The sequence below is a fragment of the Micromonospora sp. NPDC052213 genome, assembly GCF_040679695.1.
Classification (GTDB): Bacteria; Actinomycetota; Actinomycetes; order Mycobacteriales; family Micromonosporaceae; genus Micromonospora.
In genome coordinates this window covers 1-14,072 of the sequence record NZ_JBFAVI010000180.1, presented here as the reverse complement: position 1 = coordinate 14,072, position 14,072 = coordinate 1, and the positions used below count along the sequence as shown (strand labels likewise).

The 14,072-nt window shown below is 76.5% G+C and carries 11 protein-coding genes and 4 tRNA genes; 14 read left to right on the top strand and 1 reads right to left on the bottom strand.

The window, feature by feature from the left end:
* Window positions 1-986 precede the first annotated feature (986 nt).
* The 14 genes from AB0L34_RS28750 to AB0L34_RS28685 all read left to right on the top strand — a co-directional run bounded on the left by AB0L34_RS28750 (window position 987) and on the right by AB0L34_RS28685 (window position 13,670).
* The gene (locus AB0L34_RS28750) at window positions 987-2,480 is read left to right on the top strand and encodes a hypothetical protein (RefSeq protein ID WP_363708188.1); all 1,494 of its coding nucleotides are present in this window, start codon (window positions 987-989) and stop codon (window positions 2,478-2,480) included.
* A 184-nt stretch (window positions 2,481-2,664) separates the two neighbouring features.
* Window positions 2,665-2,737 (top strand) — tRNA-Ala (locus tag AB0L34_RS28745).
* A 28-nt stretch (window positions 2,738-2,765) separates the two neighbouring features.
* Window positions 2,766-2,842, top strand: a tRNA-Trp gene (locus AB0L34_RS28740).
* Between the two features lie 20 nt (window positions 2,843-2,862).
* A tRNA-Ser gene (locus AB0L34_RS28735) sits at window positions 2,863-2,937 on the top strand.
* Window positions 2,938-2,961: 24 nt separating this feature from the next.
* The gene (locus AB0L34_RS28730) at window positions 2,962-4,551 is read left to right on the top strand and encodes a hypothetical protein (RefSeq protein ID WP_363708186.1); all 1,590 of its coding nucleotides are present in this window, start codon (window positions 2,962-2,964) and stop codon (window positions 4,549-4,551) included.
* Between the two features lie 80 nt (window positions 4,552-4,631).
* A tRNA-OTHER gene (locus AB0L34_RS28725) sits at window positions 4,632-4,704 on the top strand.
* A 26-nt stretch (window positions 4,705-4,730) separates the two neighbouring features.
* A complete protein-coding gene (locus tag AB0L34_RS28720) occupies window positions 4,731-6,107 on the top strand; it encodes an SDR family NAD(P)-dependent oxidoreductase (protein WP_363708184.1) in 1,377 nt (458 codons plus the stop codon).
* Entirely contained in the window at window positions 6,104-7,240 is a 1,137-nt protein-coding gene (locus AB0L34_RS28715) for a gala protein (protein WP_363708182.1), read from the top strand. Before AB0L34_RS28720 ends, AB0L34_RS28715 begins: the two co-directional genes overlap by 4 nt.
* Entirely contained in the window at window positions 7,237-8,976 is a 1,740-nt protein-coding gene (locus AB0L34_RS28710; RefSeq protein WP_363708180.1) for an ankyrin repeat domain-containing protein, read from the top strand. Before AB0L34_RS28715 ends, AB0L34_RS28710 begins: the two co-directional genes overlap by 4 nt.
* Window positions 8,973-10,154 carry an AAA family ATPase gene (locus tag AB0L34_RS28705; RefSeq protein ID WP_363708178.1) on the top strand — a complete coding sequence of 394 codons (1,182 nt, stop codon included), beginning with the start codon at window positions 8,973-8,975 and terminating at the stop codon, window positions 10,152-10,154. The genes AB0L34_RS28710 and AB0L34_RS28705 overlap by 4 nt, the downstream gene beginning before the upstream one ends.
* Window positions 10,151-11,332, top strand: coding sequence for a VWA-like domain-containing protein (locus AB0L34_RS28700; RefSeq protein ID WP_363708176.1), 1,182 nt, complete (start codon window positions 10,151-10,153; stop codon window positions 11,330-11,332). Before AB0L34_RS28705 ends, AB0L34_RS28700 begins: the two co-directional genes overlap by 4 nt.
* Window positions 11,333-11,422: 90 nt before the next feature.
* The gene (locus AB0L34_RS28695) at window positions 11,423-12,148 is read left to right on the top strand and encodes a GntR family transcriptional regulator (protein WP_363708174.1); all 726 of its coding nucleotides are present in this window, start codon (window positions 11,423-11,425) and stop codon (window positions 12,146-12,148) included.
* Window positions 12,145-12,996 carry a sterol desaturase family protein gene (locus tag AB0L34_RS28690; protein ID WP_363708172.1) on the top strand — a complete coding sequence of 284 codons (852 nt, stop codon included), beginning with the start codon at window positions 12,145-12,147 and terminating at the stop codon, window positions 12,994-12,996. Before AB0L34_RS28695 ends, AB0L34_RS28690 begins: the two co-directional genes overlap by 4 nt.
* Complete coding sequence (locus AB0L34_RS28685; protein ID WP_363708170.1) at window positions 12,993-13,670, top strand: lysoplasmalogenase; 678 nt, start codon at window positions 12,993-12,995, stop codon at window positions 13,668-13,670. The genes AB0L34_RS28690 and AB0L34_RS28685 overlap by 4 nt, the downstream gene beginning before the upstream one ends.
* Here the strand turns inward: AB0L34_RS28685 and AB0L34_RS28680 are convergent.
* Window positions 13,621-14,072, bottom strand: a 452-nt coding sequence (locus AB0L34_RS28680) for an HAD-IC family P-type ATPase (RefSeq protein ID WP_363708168.1), incomplete at its 5' end; no start/stop codon positions are given. The two genes, AB0L34_RS28685 and AB0L34_RS28680, sit on opposite strands and share 50 nt — an antisense overlap.

The window sequence follows — 14,072 nt, the reverse complement described above, 5'->3', positions numbered from 1 at the left end:
ACCCACGAACACGCCCGGCTCCCTGCCGGCGTCGAACCATACCCGGTCGGCTCCGCCCCACCAAATCCACCTCACGGCGAATCCGGGGCACCGCCGGTCCCGGACCCGAGGAGCACAACCCCCCGAACCCGAAGCTCATTCCCACGCTCCGGCCTCCAGGGCTTTCGCCCCGTTTCGTCCGTTCCGCGCTGGCAGAGAGAAAGTTACGCGTCCCGCGGGAAGATCGTCAAATCGGCGACCGGCGTCGCGCGTCACAGCCGGGACGCCGCAGCCTGCCGCCCGCGATCGAAGCGGGCGGCAGGCTGACGCCCGACCGTCGGGAGACGCTGCGGCGGCGCGGCCGGACGTGGTGGTGGTCTGCGTCCCCCCGCACACACCCACCTGCCGATCGCCCTGGGCTGCCTCGCGGCCGGCGCCGCCGACCTGCTGCCGGAGAAGCCGCCGGTGCTGTCCACCGCCGAGCACCGTGAGCTGGCCGCCGCCGGTGCAGGGCGTGCGCGTGCAGCGGCGTGTAGGTGCGGTAGCCGTGCGGGGTGCCGTCCGCCGAGCACCGTGGGGCCGCCGCCCCCGCGGCGACGGGCCGGGCGTGCCAGGTCGACCGCCAGCCCTCTCGGCTCGGCGGTGCTCGCGAGCCGACCGACGGTTCGGGCCGGACGGCGCAACGTCGTCACCGGCGTCCCGACGGTCGCGGAGCGGCAGCGCCCTGACGCCTATCTACGCGCGGGCGCCGTGAGCCGGCCGCCTGACGCGAGTCCACATCAGACACGTTTGCCTCACCTGGCGGTACGCCGCGGTGGGACACCACCCCCGGAAGCAGTCGACACCTACGGCGGCTCCGCGGCCGGCACGATCCGTCCCGCGGGGCCGCCGGGCGGGGTCACCCCGTTCCACCGGCCCGCGCGGCGGCGGTAGCGTGGCGCCACATCACGGCCCGTGGCGCGGACTCCCCGCCGGTGTGGCGCTCGCGATCGTACGGAGGAGGGTGCATGTCCCACGGCGAGCAGCCGTTCGCGGCACGCGAGGACGCGACCTCGCGGCCGAGCTTTGACCTCGCACTGCGCGGCTACGACAAGCGGCAGGTCGACCGGTACGTCGAACAGGTCGACGGCGAGCGGTCGGCGCTGGCCGCCGAGCGGGAGCGGGCCTCGGGCCAGGTGCGGGAGCTGACCGCCGAGCTGCACCGGCTGCACGCGGAAGTCGCCGAGCTGCGCGAGCGGCCGGCGCAGCCGGACCGGGCGTCCTTCCGCGACCTGGGACCGATGGTCGACCAGATCCTGGCCCTGGCGGAGAAGCAGGCCGGGGTGATCACCGACGCCGCCGGTCAGGAGGCTGCCGAGCTGCGGGCCGAGGCGGAGCGGGCGCTCACCGAGGCACGGGAGCACGCCGCCACGACGCTGCGGGAGCTGGCGGAGGAGGCGGAGGCCCGGCGCGCCCAGGACGAGCAGGAACACGAGGAACGCCGCGCCAACGCCCAGGCCGAGCTGGCCCGGATCCGCGAGGCGGCGGAGCGCCTGCGGGCGGCCGGCGAGGCAGCCCACGACCACGCGCTCCAGGAGGCCAGGCGGATCGACGAGCAGAGCGCCCAGCAGCTCGAACAGGCCCGCGCCGAATCCGAGGCGTTCCTGACCGCGGCCCGTACCCAGATCCAGCAGGAAATGCAGGCGGCACGCGCGAAGACCCAGCAGGAGCTGGGCCAGTGGCAGGCCGGCGTGGAGCGGGAGATAAACGAACGGCGGGCCGCCGCCGAGCAGGAGGTCACCGAGCAGCGCGCGGCGGCGGAGCGGGAGCTGGCCGGCCAGCGCTCGGCGGCCGAGCAGGAGATCGCGACGCTGATCGCCGAGGCGCAGCAGTACGCCGCCACGTTCCGCCAGCGCGCCGACGAGCAGGCCGCGGCCCACCAGCAGCAGCTCGCCGCGGCGCAGCAGGGCCTCCGGGACCGGCGGGAGGCGCTGGCCCGGTTGCAGTCCGAGCTGGAGACGGCGCAGCAACAGCTCGCCCAGGCGCGGCAGGACAGCGCCAACGCCGAGCGGGAGTTCACCGACCTGCAACAGCGCCTCGCCGAGACCCGGCAGGAGTTGGCCGACGAGCAGCACCGGCTCGACGAGGTGCGCCGGGCCGCGGATTCCGCCGAGCAGCACGCCAAGGAGGTCCGTGCCCGGGTGAAGCGGGAGGCGAAGCGGGTGGCGGACCTGGCCGCGGCGGCGGTCATGGCGGCCGCCACGGGTGGCGCGGAGACCGCCGAGTACCCGCAGGTCGGCGCCCGTGCGCGCGGTGACCGGCCGGCGGCGCCCGCCGTCGAGGCCGTGGGCGGCGGGGCCGGCTACGCGGCAGGCGGCGTCGAGGCCGGGGCGGGCGGGGCCGGCGGCGCGGCGGGGACCCCGGCCGGCGACGCGGGGCGGGCACCGGCCGACGAGGAGGGGCGGTCCCCGGGCGGCACCGTGACGCAGCCGCCGGCGGACCGGGTGGTCGCCCCCGGCTGACGCGGCACGATGTGCTGGGGCTCCTGGCCGGCGTCGAGCCGGCGGGTCGGGGAGGTCCCGGCACTCGCTGGTCAGGTCGCGGGCGAGCGTGGCCTCGTGGGCGCGGAGCGGCTGGGCGGCGCCACCGACCAGGACTCGTTGCACAGCGAGGTCGCCCCCGACGGTGCCCTACACTCGCTCGCGGCGGGCGGTAGCGCAGAGGTCGTCGCGCCTCCTTGGCAGGGAGGAGGACGCCGGTTCGATTCCGGCCCGTCCGCCGCCCGGGCGTCGTCCCCTCCGGTCCGTGCGGGCCGTAGCGCAGCGGTCGTCGCGCCCGGTCTCCAAAACCGGGAGGACGCCGGTTCGAATCCGGCCGGTCCGCACCCCCTACACTCCCCGGCGAGCGGGTCGTAGCGCAGAGGTCGTCGCGCCCGACTGCTATTCGGGAGGACGCCGGTTCGATCCCGGCCGGCCCGCTCCCGACGGGAACGGGGACGCCGACATGGAGCGCCGACGCGAGCGGGAGCGGCACCTGCGGCTCCTGCGGTACGCCTCGCCGCCGGGCATGGTCGCCGCCGCCACCGCCCGCCGCCACGCCGGGGACTGGCGGGGCGCGTGCCGGGCGGCGCTGGTCGACGCGCACATCGACCTGCCGGACGTGGCCTCCCGGTACGGCGGCGGCGAGGCCGCCCGGATCGAGGACGAGCTGCGCGGCCTCGCCCCGGACCTGCTGCGCCGCTTCCTGCCCCGCACCGACTCACTGGCCCTGCTGCCGCGGGCCGTCGTCGTGCTCACCCGGCTGCCCGGCCCGGTCCCGACGGGCGCCGAGCCGCCCGACTCCGGCGTCCCGCTGCTGGTGGCGACGCTGCCGCTCACCGACCGCGCCCCGCAGCGGATCGGGCTACGGGTCACCGACAGCCGGCGCCTGCCGCCCCGGTGGCACGACCTGCCGGGCTGGTGCTGGGACGCGGCGGCGGTCGACGCGCGCCGCTGGGCGTACGGCGCCTCGGCCGCCCGGCTCGCCTGGCACTCGCCCGACGGCCACCCGTACCCGTCCGGCGGCACGGGTGGGCCGGCGCTTACCGGCGACCGGGCCGCGGAGGTGGAAGCCCTCGCCGCGCTGCTGTCGGCGGGACGACCGGTGGCGGCGTACGAGGCGGCCGGGTTCACCGTCGACGCCGACGAGGCCCGGCAGCACGCCGCCTGGTTCGCGGCCCCGCTCGCCGCCCACGGGCCGGCGCTGCCCGTGCTCGCCCACGAGGCCCGCCGCCTCGCCCACCGCTACGGGGCGACGACACAGGTCAGCGCGGACCGCCGGCTCGCCGTCGAGGTCGCCGCCGACGGCCGACCGACCGTCCGTAGGGCGAGCTGGCGCGATCCCGCCGTCGGGCCGTGCGCCTTCGGGATACCGGGGCCGACGGACGTGGCGCTGCTGCGTCGGGGCGACCTGACGCCGGACGAGCTGCACCCGTTGGTGCACGAGGCGTTGTTCCCGGGTCGGGCGCAAACGTGGCGGGCTGCGGCACCGGCGCCGCCCGCACCGATCCGGATCCGGTGCGGGCCCGACTGGCACGTCGTCCGCCCCGCCGACGGGCGCCTCGCCACCCCGCACCACAGCGACGAGGAACTGCGCCGGGAGTTCCTGCTGGCCGGGCTGGGCGGGCCGCTCCGGGGCTGCGCGGCGGCGGTGCGGGCCTGGCGCACCGGGGCGAGACCGGTGCCGAAGGAGATCCGCAGGCTCCGGCAGGAGGTCTTCGCCCGCGCGTTGCACGGCGACACCGACGGCGTGCTCGCCCTGCTCGCCGACGGTCTCGACCCCGGGCTGCGCGACGGCGCGGGCGGCACGCTGATGCACTGGCTGTCCCACCTGGACCACACGAGGATGCTGCCGGCGCTCGCCGCCGCCGGTCTCGACGTCGACGAACGCGACCGGGACTGCCGCGTCCCGCTGCACGCCGCCGCGGTCGCACTGGACACCGAGGTGATGGCGGCCCTGCTCGCGGCCGGCGCCGACCCGGACGCCGTCGACGCGCAGGGCCGCACCCCCGCCGGGCTGCTCGCCGCCACGCGGAAGCTGACGCGCCGAAACTGATGCGACGGTAGTCGACGCGCGGAAGCTGACGCGACGTAGTCGACGCGCTGTCGGTGGCCTTCGGTATGCTCCCGCGCGGCGAGGCCGTAGCGCAGAGGTCGACGCGCCTTGACAGCAAGCTGGAGGACGCCGGTTCGAATCCGGCCGGTCTCGCCGCCACCCCTTCACGAAGGAGCACCGTGTCCGTCGACCGCGCCGAGTTGGCGGCCTGCCTGGCCGTCCTGGCCCGGCTCGACGACGCCGACCTCGACGAGGCGACCCGGCAGGAGTTGGAACGGGCGGTCACGGCCGCCCACCGGGGAGTGAAGAAGCGCGCCAAGGCCCGCCGGGACGCCGCGACCCGGGCGGCGGACCGCGCGCTGCTGGCCGGCGCCACCCGGTTCCACACCGAGATCCCCGACGTCGCCCCGCCCGTTTCCGGCCGACCCGCCGCCCTGGCCGGGGACGGCGCGGACCACGACGTGGTGGAGCGCGGGTCGTTGCGTCGGGAGCGGCACTGCTACGTGTGCAAGCTGCCCTACCGCCGGGTGGACGTCGACTACCACCAGATGTGCCCGCCGTGCGCGGCCGAGAACCGCGAGCGGCGGCACGCCCGTTGCGACCTGACCGGGCGCACCGCCGTGGTGACCGGCGGCCGGGTGAAGATTGGCTTCCACACCGCGCTCAAGCTGCTCCGCGACGGCGCCGACGTGATCGTGACGACCCGGTTCCCCCGGGACGCCGCCCGCCGCTTCGCCGCCGTGCCGGACGCGGACGACTGGGTCGACCGGCTCTACGTGCACGGGCTGGACCTGCTCGACCTGGCCGGCACGCTCGACTTCGTCACGCTGGTCGGCCGGCGCTTCGCCGGGCTGGACATCCTGGTCAACAACGCGGCGCAGACGCTGTACCGGCCGGAGGCGTACCACCGGGAGGTCCGGGCGGCCGAGTCGACGGCGCTGGAGGGGCCGGCGGCGCGGATCGCGGTCGGGGCCGCGCCCGCCGCCACCACGGCGCGGCGGCTGCCCGCCGGGCTGGACGCGTTCTTCCCGGCCGGGCAGGTCGACGAGACGGGCCAGCCGCTCGACCTGCGCGAGGTCAACTCGTGGGTGCTCAGCGACGCCGACGTGAGCCCGCACGAGTGGTTGCAGGTGCACGTGGTCAACGCCTTCGCGCCCTTCCTGCTCACCTCCCGGCTGCGCCCGCTGATGCAGGCGAGCGCCCACCCGCAGCGGCATGTCGTGCAGGTCTCGGCGATGGAGGGCAGCTACAGCCGCTCCGGCAAGACCACCCGGCACCCGCACACCAACATGGCCAAGGCGTCGCTGAACATGCTGGTCCGCACGGTCGCCCCCGACTATCTGGCCAGTGGCATCCACATGAACAGCGTGGACACCGGCTGGGTCACCGACGAGCGGCCGCACCCCGGCAAGACCGCCCAGCGTGACCTCGGGTTCCGGCCGCCGCTCGACGTGGTCGACGGCGCCGCCCGGGTCTACGACCCGATCGTCCGGGGCGTCCGCGGCGCGCCGGTGAGCGGCCAGTTCCTCAAGGACTACCGGAGCGTGCCCTGGTGACCCGTCCCACGCCGGTGCGGTGCCCGGCCATCGCCGACCCCGACGCCGGGCTCGCCGACCCGGCCGACTTCGACCCGCTGCTGGTCCGTCTCTCCGTGCCGGACGCGGTGGTCGCGCCCGAGGAGTTCCCGCGCGGCACGGTGCAGCCCGACGGCCGGCTCGACCTGTGCAAGCAGGGCGTCGGCCCGGCGCAGACCGCCCGGATCGTGGCCGCCGCGGTCGACTCGCCGCTGGTGCGGCACCTGCTGCTGGGCACCAACGGCCTCGGCGCGGAGGGCGCCCGGGCGGTCGCCGAGGCGCTGCGACCGGGGCACCACCTCGAGACGCTCTACCTGGGCTGCAACCGGATCGACCCGGCCGGGGTCGACGCGCTCGCCGCCCGGCTGGCCGGCGACCACACGGTGCGGGCGCTGTGGCTCAAACGCAACCCGGTCGGCGACGAGGGCGTCCGGCGGCTCGCCGCCGCGCTCGCGGTGAACTCCACCATCCGCACGCTGGACCTGGTCAACGTCGGGATGAGCGTACGCGGGCTGGCCGCCCTGGCCGAGGCGCTGGCCGCCCGGGAGCGGCCGGTGCAGCGGCTCTTCCTCGGCGGCAACGGCTTCGGCCCGGACGCGGTGCCGGTGCTCGGCGCGCTGGTCCACGCCGCCGGGGTCCGGGAGCTCTACCTGGCGGCGAACCACCTCGGGGACGCCGGCGCCGCCGCCCTCGCCGAACTGGCCGACGGGGTGGAGGTGACGCTCGGTCTGGGCGGCAACGGGATCACCCCGGCCGGGGTGACCGCGTTGGCCCGGCACCTGGGCGCCTGGCGGGCGCTGGACCTGGCCCGGCCGCCTTCGGAGCGGGCTCTCGGGGCGCGCGGCAACGTGGTCGGCGACGAGGGCGCGGCGGCGCTCGCCGACGCGCTGCCCGCCGCCCGGCTGCGCCGGCTGGACCTGCGGCGTACGGAGATCGGTGGGCGGGGCGCGAAGCGGCTCGTCGAGGCCGTCGAGGGCCACCCGACGCTGGAGTACCTGGGCATCAACGGGGGCGTGCCGCGCCGACAGCGTCGCCGGGCCTCGGCCCTGCTCGCCGAGCGGCCGGTCACCGCGCCGCACGAGGACATCCGGGCGATCGCGAGCGTCTACCGGTGAACCCGCCCGTCGTCGACGAGATCCGCACCTGGCAGCGCGTCCGGCGGTACGCCGTGCCGGCCGCGATGGTCGAGGCGTGCACCGCGGCCCGGGAGGCAGGTGACTGGCGGGCCGCCTGCGCGGCCGGACGCATGGACGTGGCGTTCGACCTGGCCGAGGTCGCCCGGGAGCACGGCCGGGCCCGTGCCGACCGGATCGAGGCGGACCTCGACGTGCTCGCCCCGGACCTGCTGCGCTGGCACCTGCCGCGCGTGCTCGGCGGCCGCACCAGCGTCGCCACCCACCAACGGTTCGTGCTGTCCGCCGTGGACGGGCGGTTCGACGACCGCGACGTCGCGCTGATGGTGGACACGCCGAAGACGGTCGACGGGTCGCAGCGACTGCGGCTGACCGTCCGCCCCACACTGCGCGAGGGCTACCCCCGGCAGGACCTGCCGCCGGTGTACTGGAGCGCCGCGCACGTCGACGGACTCGCCGGCGCGTACGGGGGCTCGCCGGGCCGGCTGCCCGGCTTGGCGGCCGACGGCACGGCCCGGCCGTTCGAGTCGTACGCGACGGTGGTCGACCCGGGCGACCCGGCGAGCCGGGCCGAGGTCTTCGACCGGCTGGTCGCCGGCGGCGAGATGGTCGAGGCGTGGGCGGTGGCCGGCGTCGACCTCGACCCGGAGGCCCCGGAGACCTACTACCTCAACCGCGAGGTCGCGAGCGCCGCTCGCGGCTGCCTGGTCCCGCTCGGGCTGGACGCCGAGCTGGCCCGGCTGGAGGACCGCTACGGCGTCGACCGGGTGATGATCTGGTCCGGGGGGCGGCCGGTGGCCGAGGTGCACCGGCGGGGTGACGGCAGCGTGGCCGCCGCGTTCGTCGGGTACGAGCGGGAGCACTTCACCCGTCCCCGCTTCGCCGGCGTGGTCCACGAGCGACCCGCCGACCTGGACCTGCTGCGACACGGCCTGCTCCACCCCGCCGAGCTGCACCCCCTCGTGCGCCGGGCCCTGTTCCCGTCGGCGCCGGCCACGCCGGACACCGTCCCGTCACCGGGCGACCGCCCACCGGTGCCGGCGGTACGGCTGTGCGTGGCGCAGGGCGGGACGGCGCGGCCGGAGGTGGCCGGCCTGCGGGTGGAGGTGCCGGTGCGGTGCGGGGGCGGCTGGCACGTCCTCGTCCACGGCGACGGCCGGCTCGACCCGGTCTCGCACACCGCCGAGGAGGTCGCCGGGGAGGAGCTGCTGCGCGCCCTCGGCGGGCAGTCGGCGGGCTGCTTCGCCGCCGTGCAGGCGTGGCGCGGCGGGGCCGGCCGGTTGCCCCGGCCCCTGCGCGAGCTGCGGCGCGACGTGCTGCTGCGGATCCAGCACGGCGGCGCGGCGACGTTGGCCGCGCTGCTGGACGCGGGGCTCGACCCGAGGATGGGCGACGGCCGGGGCGGCACGCTGCTGCACCACCTGCGCGCGGTGGAGGACGTCTCGCTGGTCCGACGGCTGCTCGACGCCGGCGTGCCGATCGGGGCGGGGGACCGGCGGGGCCGCACCGCGCTGCACGTGGCCGTCGGCGACGGCGGCAGTCCGGAGCTGGTCCGCGCGCTGTTGGACGCGGGCGCCGACCCGGACGCCCTCGACGAGGACGACTACAGCCCCCGCGAGCTGGCCGAGGGGAAGGCGAGCATGTACGACGACGACGGCGAGGACGTGCAGCCGGTGTTCCGGATCCGGGACGTGCTGGCGGAATGGGTCGACGGATGACGGCGGCCGGGCCGGCGCTGGCCGCCGCCGACGACCTCGTCGCCGCCACCCGCGCGTGGCGGACGGAGCCGGCCGCCGACCCGAAGGTCGAGGCGCTGGCCCTGGCGGTGTCGGCGAACCTGCCGGTGCTGCTGTGGGGCGAGCCGGGCATCGGCAAGTCCGCCACCCTCCAGCAGCTCGCCGACGGGTTGGGCCTGCCGTTGGAGACGGTCATCGCCAGCGTGCACGAGCCGTCGGACTTCGCCGGGTTGCCGATCGTCGGGGACTCCCCGGCCACCGACGGGGTGCCGATGGCTCCGCCGGACTGGGCGGTCCGGCTGGCGCGTACCGGATCGGGGTTGCTCTTCTTCGACGAGCTCTCCTCCGCGCCGCCGGCGGTGCAGGCGGCGCTGCTGCGGGTGGTGCTGGAGCGTCGGGTCGGCAGCCTCGCGCTGCCGGCGTCGGTGCGGATCGTGGCGGCCGCGAACCCGCCGACCAGCGCGGCGGACGGCTGGCACCTGGCCCCGCCGCTGGCGAACCGGTTCGTGCACCTGCACTGGACCCACGACGCGCGCACGGTCGCGCGGGGCCTGGCCGGCACGTGGCCGGCGGTGACCGTGCCGGAGGTCCGGCCCGGGCGCACCGCGACGGCGCTGGCCAGGGCGCGCGGCGCGATCGCGGGTTTCCTCACCGCCCGGCCGGGGCTGACCCACCACCTGCCCGCCGACGCCGAGGCCCGCGGCGGCGCGTGGCCGTCGCCGCGCACCTGGGAGATGGTGCTGCGGCTGCTCACCGTCCATCACGCGGCGGGGACCGGGGCGGAGGCGCTGGCGCTGGCGGTGATCGGCGCCGTGGGCGACGGCGCGGGGTTGGAGTTCGTCACCTACCTGGAGAACCTGGACCTGCCCGACCCGGAGCGGGTGCTCGCCGACCCGGCGGCGTTCCGGCTGCCGGAGCGGGGCGACCGGCAGTTGGCGTTCCTCACCGCCGTGATCTCCGCGGTGCAGGCGAAGGTCGACCGGTCCCGTTGGGAGGCCGGCTGGGTGGTGCTGGGCAAGGCGGTCGAGGCGGGCGTGCCGGATGTCGCGGCGCGCGCCGCGATGGACCTGGCGGCGCTGCGCGACACCTCGTGGCCGGTGCCGCCGGCCATCCACGCCTTCGCGGACGTGCTGCGGTTGTCGGGACGCCTGGCCGGATGAGTGCCGGCGGCGGCCGGCTGGACCGCACGAAGCTGCTCGCCGCCCGGTTCCGGGCGGCGCAGGACCGCCCCTACCTGGCCACCGCGCTCTACAGCGTCACGGTGGTGGAGTCGCCGGACGTGCCGACCATGGGCGTCGACCGGCACTGGCGCTGTTACGTCTCGCCGGGGTTCGTCGACCGGCTGCCCGTGGCCCAGCTCGCGGCGGTGTGGATCCACGAGGTGGCCCACCTGCTCCGCGACCACCACGGCCGGGCCGACCGGCTCCCCGTCGGGCAGCGGCGCGACCACCACCGGGTCAACGTCGCGCAGGACTGCGAGATCAACGACGACCTGGTGGCCGACCGGCTGCCGCTGCCGCCGGACCGGATCGAGCCGAAGACCTTCGGGCTGCCGGCGGGCCTGCTGTTCGAGGCGTACCTGCCGATGCTGCCGCCGCAGGTGTGCGCGGCCGGGGCGCACGACTGCGGATCCGGGGCGCACGGTGTCGACCGGCCGTGGGAGCACAACGGCGCGGGCGGCGTCAGCGTGGTGGAGGCGGGGGCGATCCGCCGGGAGACGGCCCACGCGGTCCGTGCGCACGTCCGCTCCCGGGGCACCGTCCCGGCCGGGTGGGAACGCTGGGCCGCCCAGGTGCTCGAACCCCGGGTGGACTGGCGGCGGGCGCTCACCGGCGCGGTACGCGAGGCGGCCGCCTGGGCCGGCGGCGCGGTCGACTACACCTACCACCGGCCCTCCCGGCGCGCCGCGGCGACCCGCGGGGTGGTGCTGCCCAGCCTGCGCCGACCGGTGCCCCGGGTGGCGGTCGTGGTGGACACGTCGGGGTCGATGGGCGAGTCGCAGCTCGCGGCGGCGCTCGCCGAGGTCGCCGGGGTGCTCCGGGCGGTCGGCGTCGGCGGCAACCGGGTCACCGTGCTCTCCTGCGACGCGGCCGTGCACGTCGTACGGCGGGTGCACACCGTCGGCGAGGTGCGGCTGGCCGGGGGCGGCGGCACCGACATGCGGGTCGGGATCGAGGCCGCGCTGCGCGACCGACCGCACATCGTGGTGGTGCTGACCGACGGATTGACGCCGTGGCCGGCGGCGCCGCTCGAGGCGACCCGGGTCGTCGCGGGGCTGATCGGGGCGGGCGCGCCGCTGCCGCCGTCCTGGATCACCAGCGTCACGATCGACGACTGACCCGGCCCGGTCCCGCGCGCCGCCACGGCTGCAGGGCGAGCTGGTCCAACCAGTTGACGGGTTGATGTGCGCTGCGCCACACTCCTCGTCATGGACTTCGCCCCCGTCCCCCGCTCCTCCGTCTCCGACCACGTCTTCGGCCAGATCCGCGACGCGATCGTCAGCGGCTCCTACCGCCCCGACGACGCCCTGCCCGGCGAGCGGGAACTGGCCGCCACCTTCGGGGTCAACCGGCACGCCGTCCGCGAGGCGCTGCGCCGGTTGCAGCAGCTCGGGCTGGTCCGGGTCAGCCAGGGCGGCGCGACCCGGGTGCTGGACTGGCGGGTGCACGCCGGGCTCGACCTCGCGCTCTCCCTCACCCGCTTCCACGACACCCTCCCGGTCGACACCCTCGTCCGCGACATGCTGGAGATGCGGGCCTGCGTCGGGGTCGACGCGGCCCGGCTCTGCGCCGAGCGCGGCGACCCGGCGGCCCGGGCCGCGATCCCGCGGGCCGTCGAGGAGTACGCGGGGCTCGCGCCGGACCTGGCCGGGATGGGCGAGGCGACCATCGTGCTCTGGCGGCACATCGTCGCCGGCTCCGGCAACACCGCCTACCTGCTGGCCTTCAACAGCCTGGTGGCCGGCGCGCTCGCCGTCGGCGAGGTGCCACCGGAGCGGCGCGCCGCGGAACTGCTCGACGTCGCAGGCCACCGCCGGCTCGCCGACGCCATCGTCACCGGCCGGGCCTCCGACGCCGCCCGCGAGGCACGGGCCCTGCTCACCGCCCCCCTCACCACCCCCGCCGCACCGCCGAGAAGGGAAGCCCGGGCATGATCCCCGCCGTGCTCTACGCCGTACCGGCGTTCCTGCTCCTCATCGCCGTCGAGGCGCTCTCCTACCGCTTCGCGCCCGACGACGACGAACGCGGGTACGAACTGCGCGACACCGCCACCAGCCTGACCATGGGCGCCGGCAGCCAGGTCATCGGCGTGCCGTGGAAGCTGCTGACGATCGGCCTCTACGCCGCCGCGTACACGGTCGCGCCGATCCAGCTCTCCCCCACCAGCGTCTGGACCTGGGTCCTGCTGTTCTTCGCCGACGACCTGGCCTACTACTGGTTCCACCGGTCCCACCACGAGGTGCGGCTGCTCTGGGCCGGGCACGTGGTGCACCACTCCAGCGTCTTCTTCAACCTCTCGACCGCCCTGCGGCAGAGCTGGACGCCGATGACGTCGATCCCGTTCTGGCTCGGGCTGGCGCTGCTCGGCATCCCCCCGTGGATGATCTTCCTCCAGCAGTCGGTCAGCCTGCTGTACCAGTTCTTCCTGCACACCGAGCGGATCACCGTGCTGCCCCGCCCCGTCGAGTGGGTCTTCAACACGCCGTCGCACCACCGGGTCCACCACGGCGCCAACGCCGAGTACCTGGACCGCAACTACGGCGGCATCCTGATCGTCTGGGACCGGCTGTTCGGCACCTTCGAGCCGGAGCGCGCCGCCGTCCGGTACGGCCTGACGAAGAACATCGGCACGTACAACCCGCTGCGGGTGGCGACCCACGAGTACCGGGCCATCTGGGCAGACGCGCGGGCCGCGTCGTCCTGGCGGCACCGGCTCGGCTACGTGCTCGGCCGGCCCGGCTGGCAGCCCGTCCCGCACACGCAGCCGGTCGCCGTCCGATGAGGCGGCTCTGGCCGTTCGGCGTGGTGGCCGCCGTCGAACTGATCGGCGTCGCGGCCGACGTGACCGCCCTGCAGTGGCTGGCCAAGCCCCTGCTCGCGCCGGTGCTGCTGGCGTACCTGCTGCGGGCGCGCCGGCGCGTCGACGGGGTCGCCGTCGGGCTGGTCTTCGCCACCGCCGGGGACGTCGCGCTGCTGCTGTCCGGCCGCACCGCGTTCCTCGTCGGCATGGGGTGCTTCCTCGGCGCCCAGATCGGCTTCCTGACTGCCTTCCTGCGGCACCGCCGGCCGCCCGTCGCGGCGGTCGTCGGCTACCTCGTCTGCTGGGCGGCGGCCAACGTCGCGCTGTGGAACGCCCTCGGCCCGCTGCGGCTGCCGGTCCTCGGCTACAGCCTCGCGCTCAGCCTGATGGCCGCCGCCGCGACCGGCGTCTCCCGCCGGGTGGCCGCGGGCGGGGCGCTGTTCCTCGTCTCCGACCTGCTGATCGGGCTGGACGCCGCGGGCACCACGCTGCCCGGCCACAGCCTGGCCGTGATGACCACCTACATCGCCGCCCTGCTGCTCATCACCACCGGATGGGCCGAGGCGACCGGCCGCACGCGCGGCGCCGCCGACCTCGCACAGGTGCTCACCGCCCCGGCCGTGCCGCCCTCCCGCCGGCCGATTGTCCGGGGGTGAGCCGCACCCGGCGCAGCAGTTGCGCGTTGACCGCCACCACGACGGTGGAGGCGGACATCAGCACCGCCGCGACGGCCGGGCTGAGCGCGATCCCGGCCCAGGCCAGGACGCCGGCGGCCAGCGGGATCGCCACCACGTTGTAGCCGGCGGCCCAGGCCAGGTTCTGGATCATCTTCCGGTACGACGCGCGGGACAGCCGGAGCACGCCGGTGACGCCGCGCGGGTCGGAGGAGGCCAGGATGACCCCGGCCGACTCGATCGCCACGTCGGTGCCGGCGCCGATCGCCAGGCCGACGTCGGCGCGGGCCAGGGCGGGAGCGTCGTTGACGCCGTCGCCGACCATCGCCACGGTCAGCCCGCGGGCCTGCAGGTCGGCGACGGCCCGGTCCTTGTCGGCGGGGA

What these genes read in the sequence shown, in the direction of transcription:
- AB0L34_RS28750 (WP_363708188.1), top strand. Translation starts at nt 987, where the DNA reads ATGTCCCACGGCGAGCAGCCGTTCGCGGCACGCGAGGACGCGACCTCG.
- AB0L34_RS28730 (WP_363708186.1), top strand. Translation starts at nt 2,962, where the DNA reads ATGGAGCGCCGACGCGAGCGGGAGCGGCACCTGCGGCTCCTGCGGTAC.
- AB0L34_RS28705 (WP_363708178.1), top strand. Translation starts at nt 8,973, where the DNA reads ATGACGGCGGCCGGGCCGGCGCTGGCCGCCGCCGACGACCTCGTCGCC.
- AB0L34_RS28700 (WP_363708176.1), top strand. Translation starts at nt 10,151, where the DNA reads ATGAGTGCCGGCGGCGGCCGGCTGGACCGCACGAAGCTGCTCGCCGCC.
- AB0L34_RS28695 (WP_363708174.1), top strand. Translation starts at nt 11,423, where the DNA reads ATGGACTTCGCCCCCGTCCCCCGCTCCTCCGTCTCCGACCACGTCTTC.
- AB0L34_RS28690 (WP_363708172.1), top strand. Translation starts at nt 12,145, where the DNA reads ATGATCCCCGCCGTGCTCTACGCCGTACCGGCGTTCCTGCTCCTCATC.
- AB0L34_RS28685 (WP_363708170.1), top strand. Translation starts at nt 12,993, where the DNA reads ATGAGGCGGCTCTGGCCGTTCGGCGTGGTGGCCGCCGTCGAACTGATC.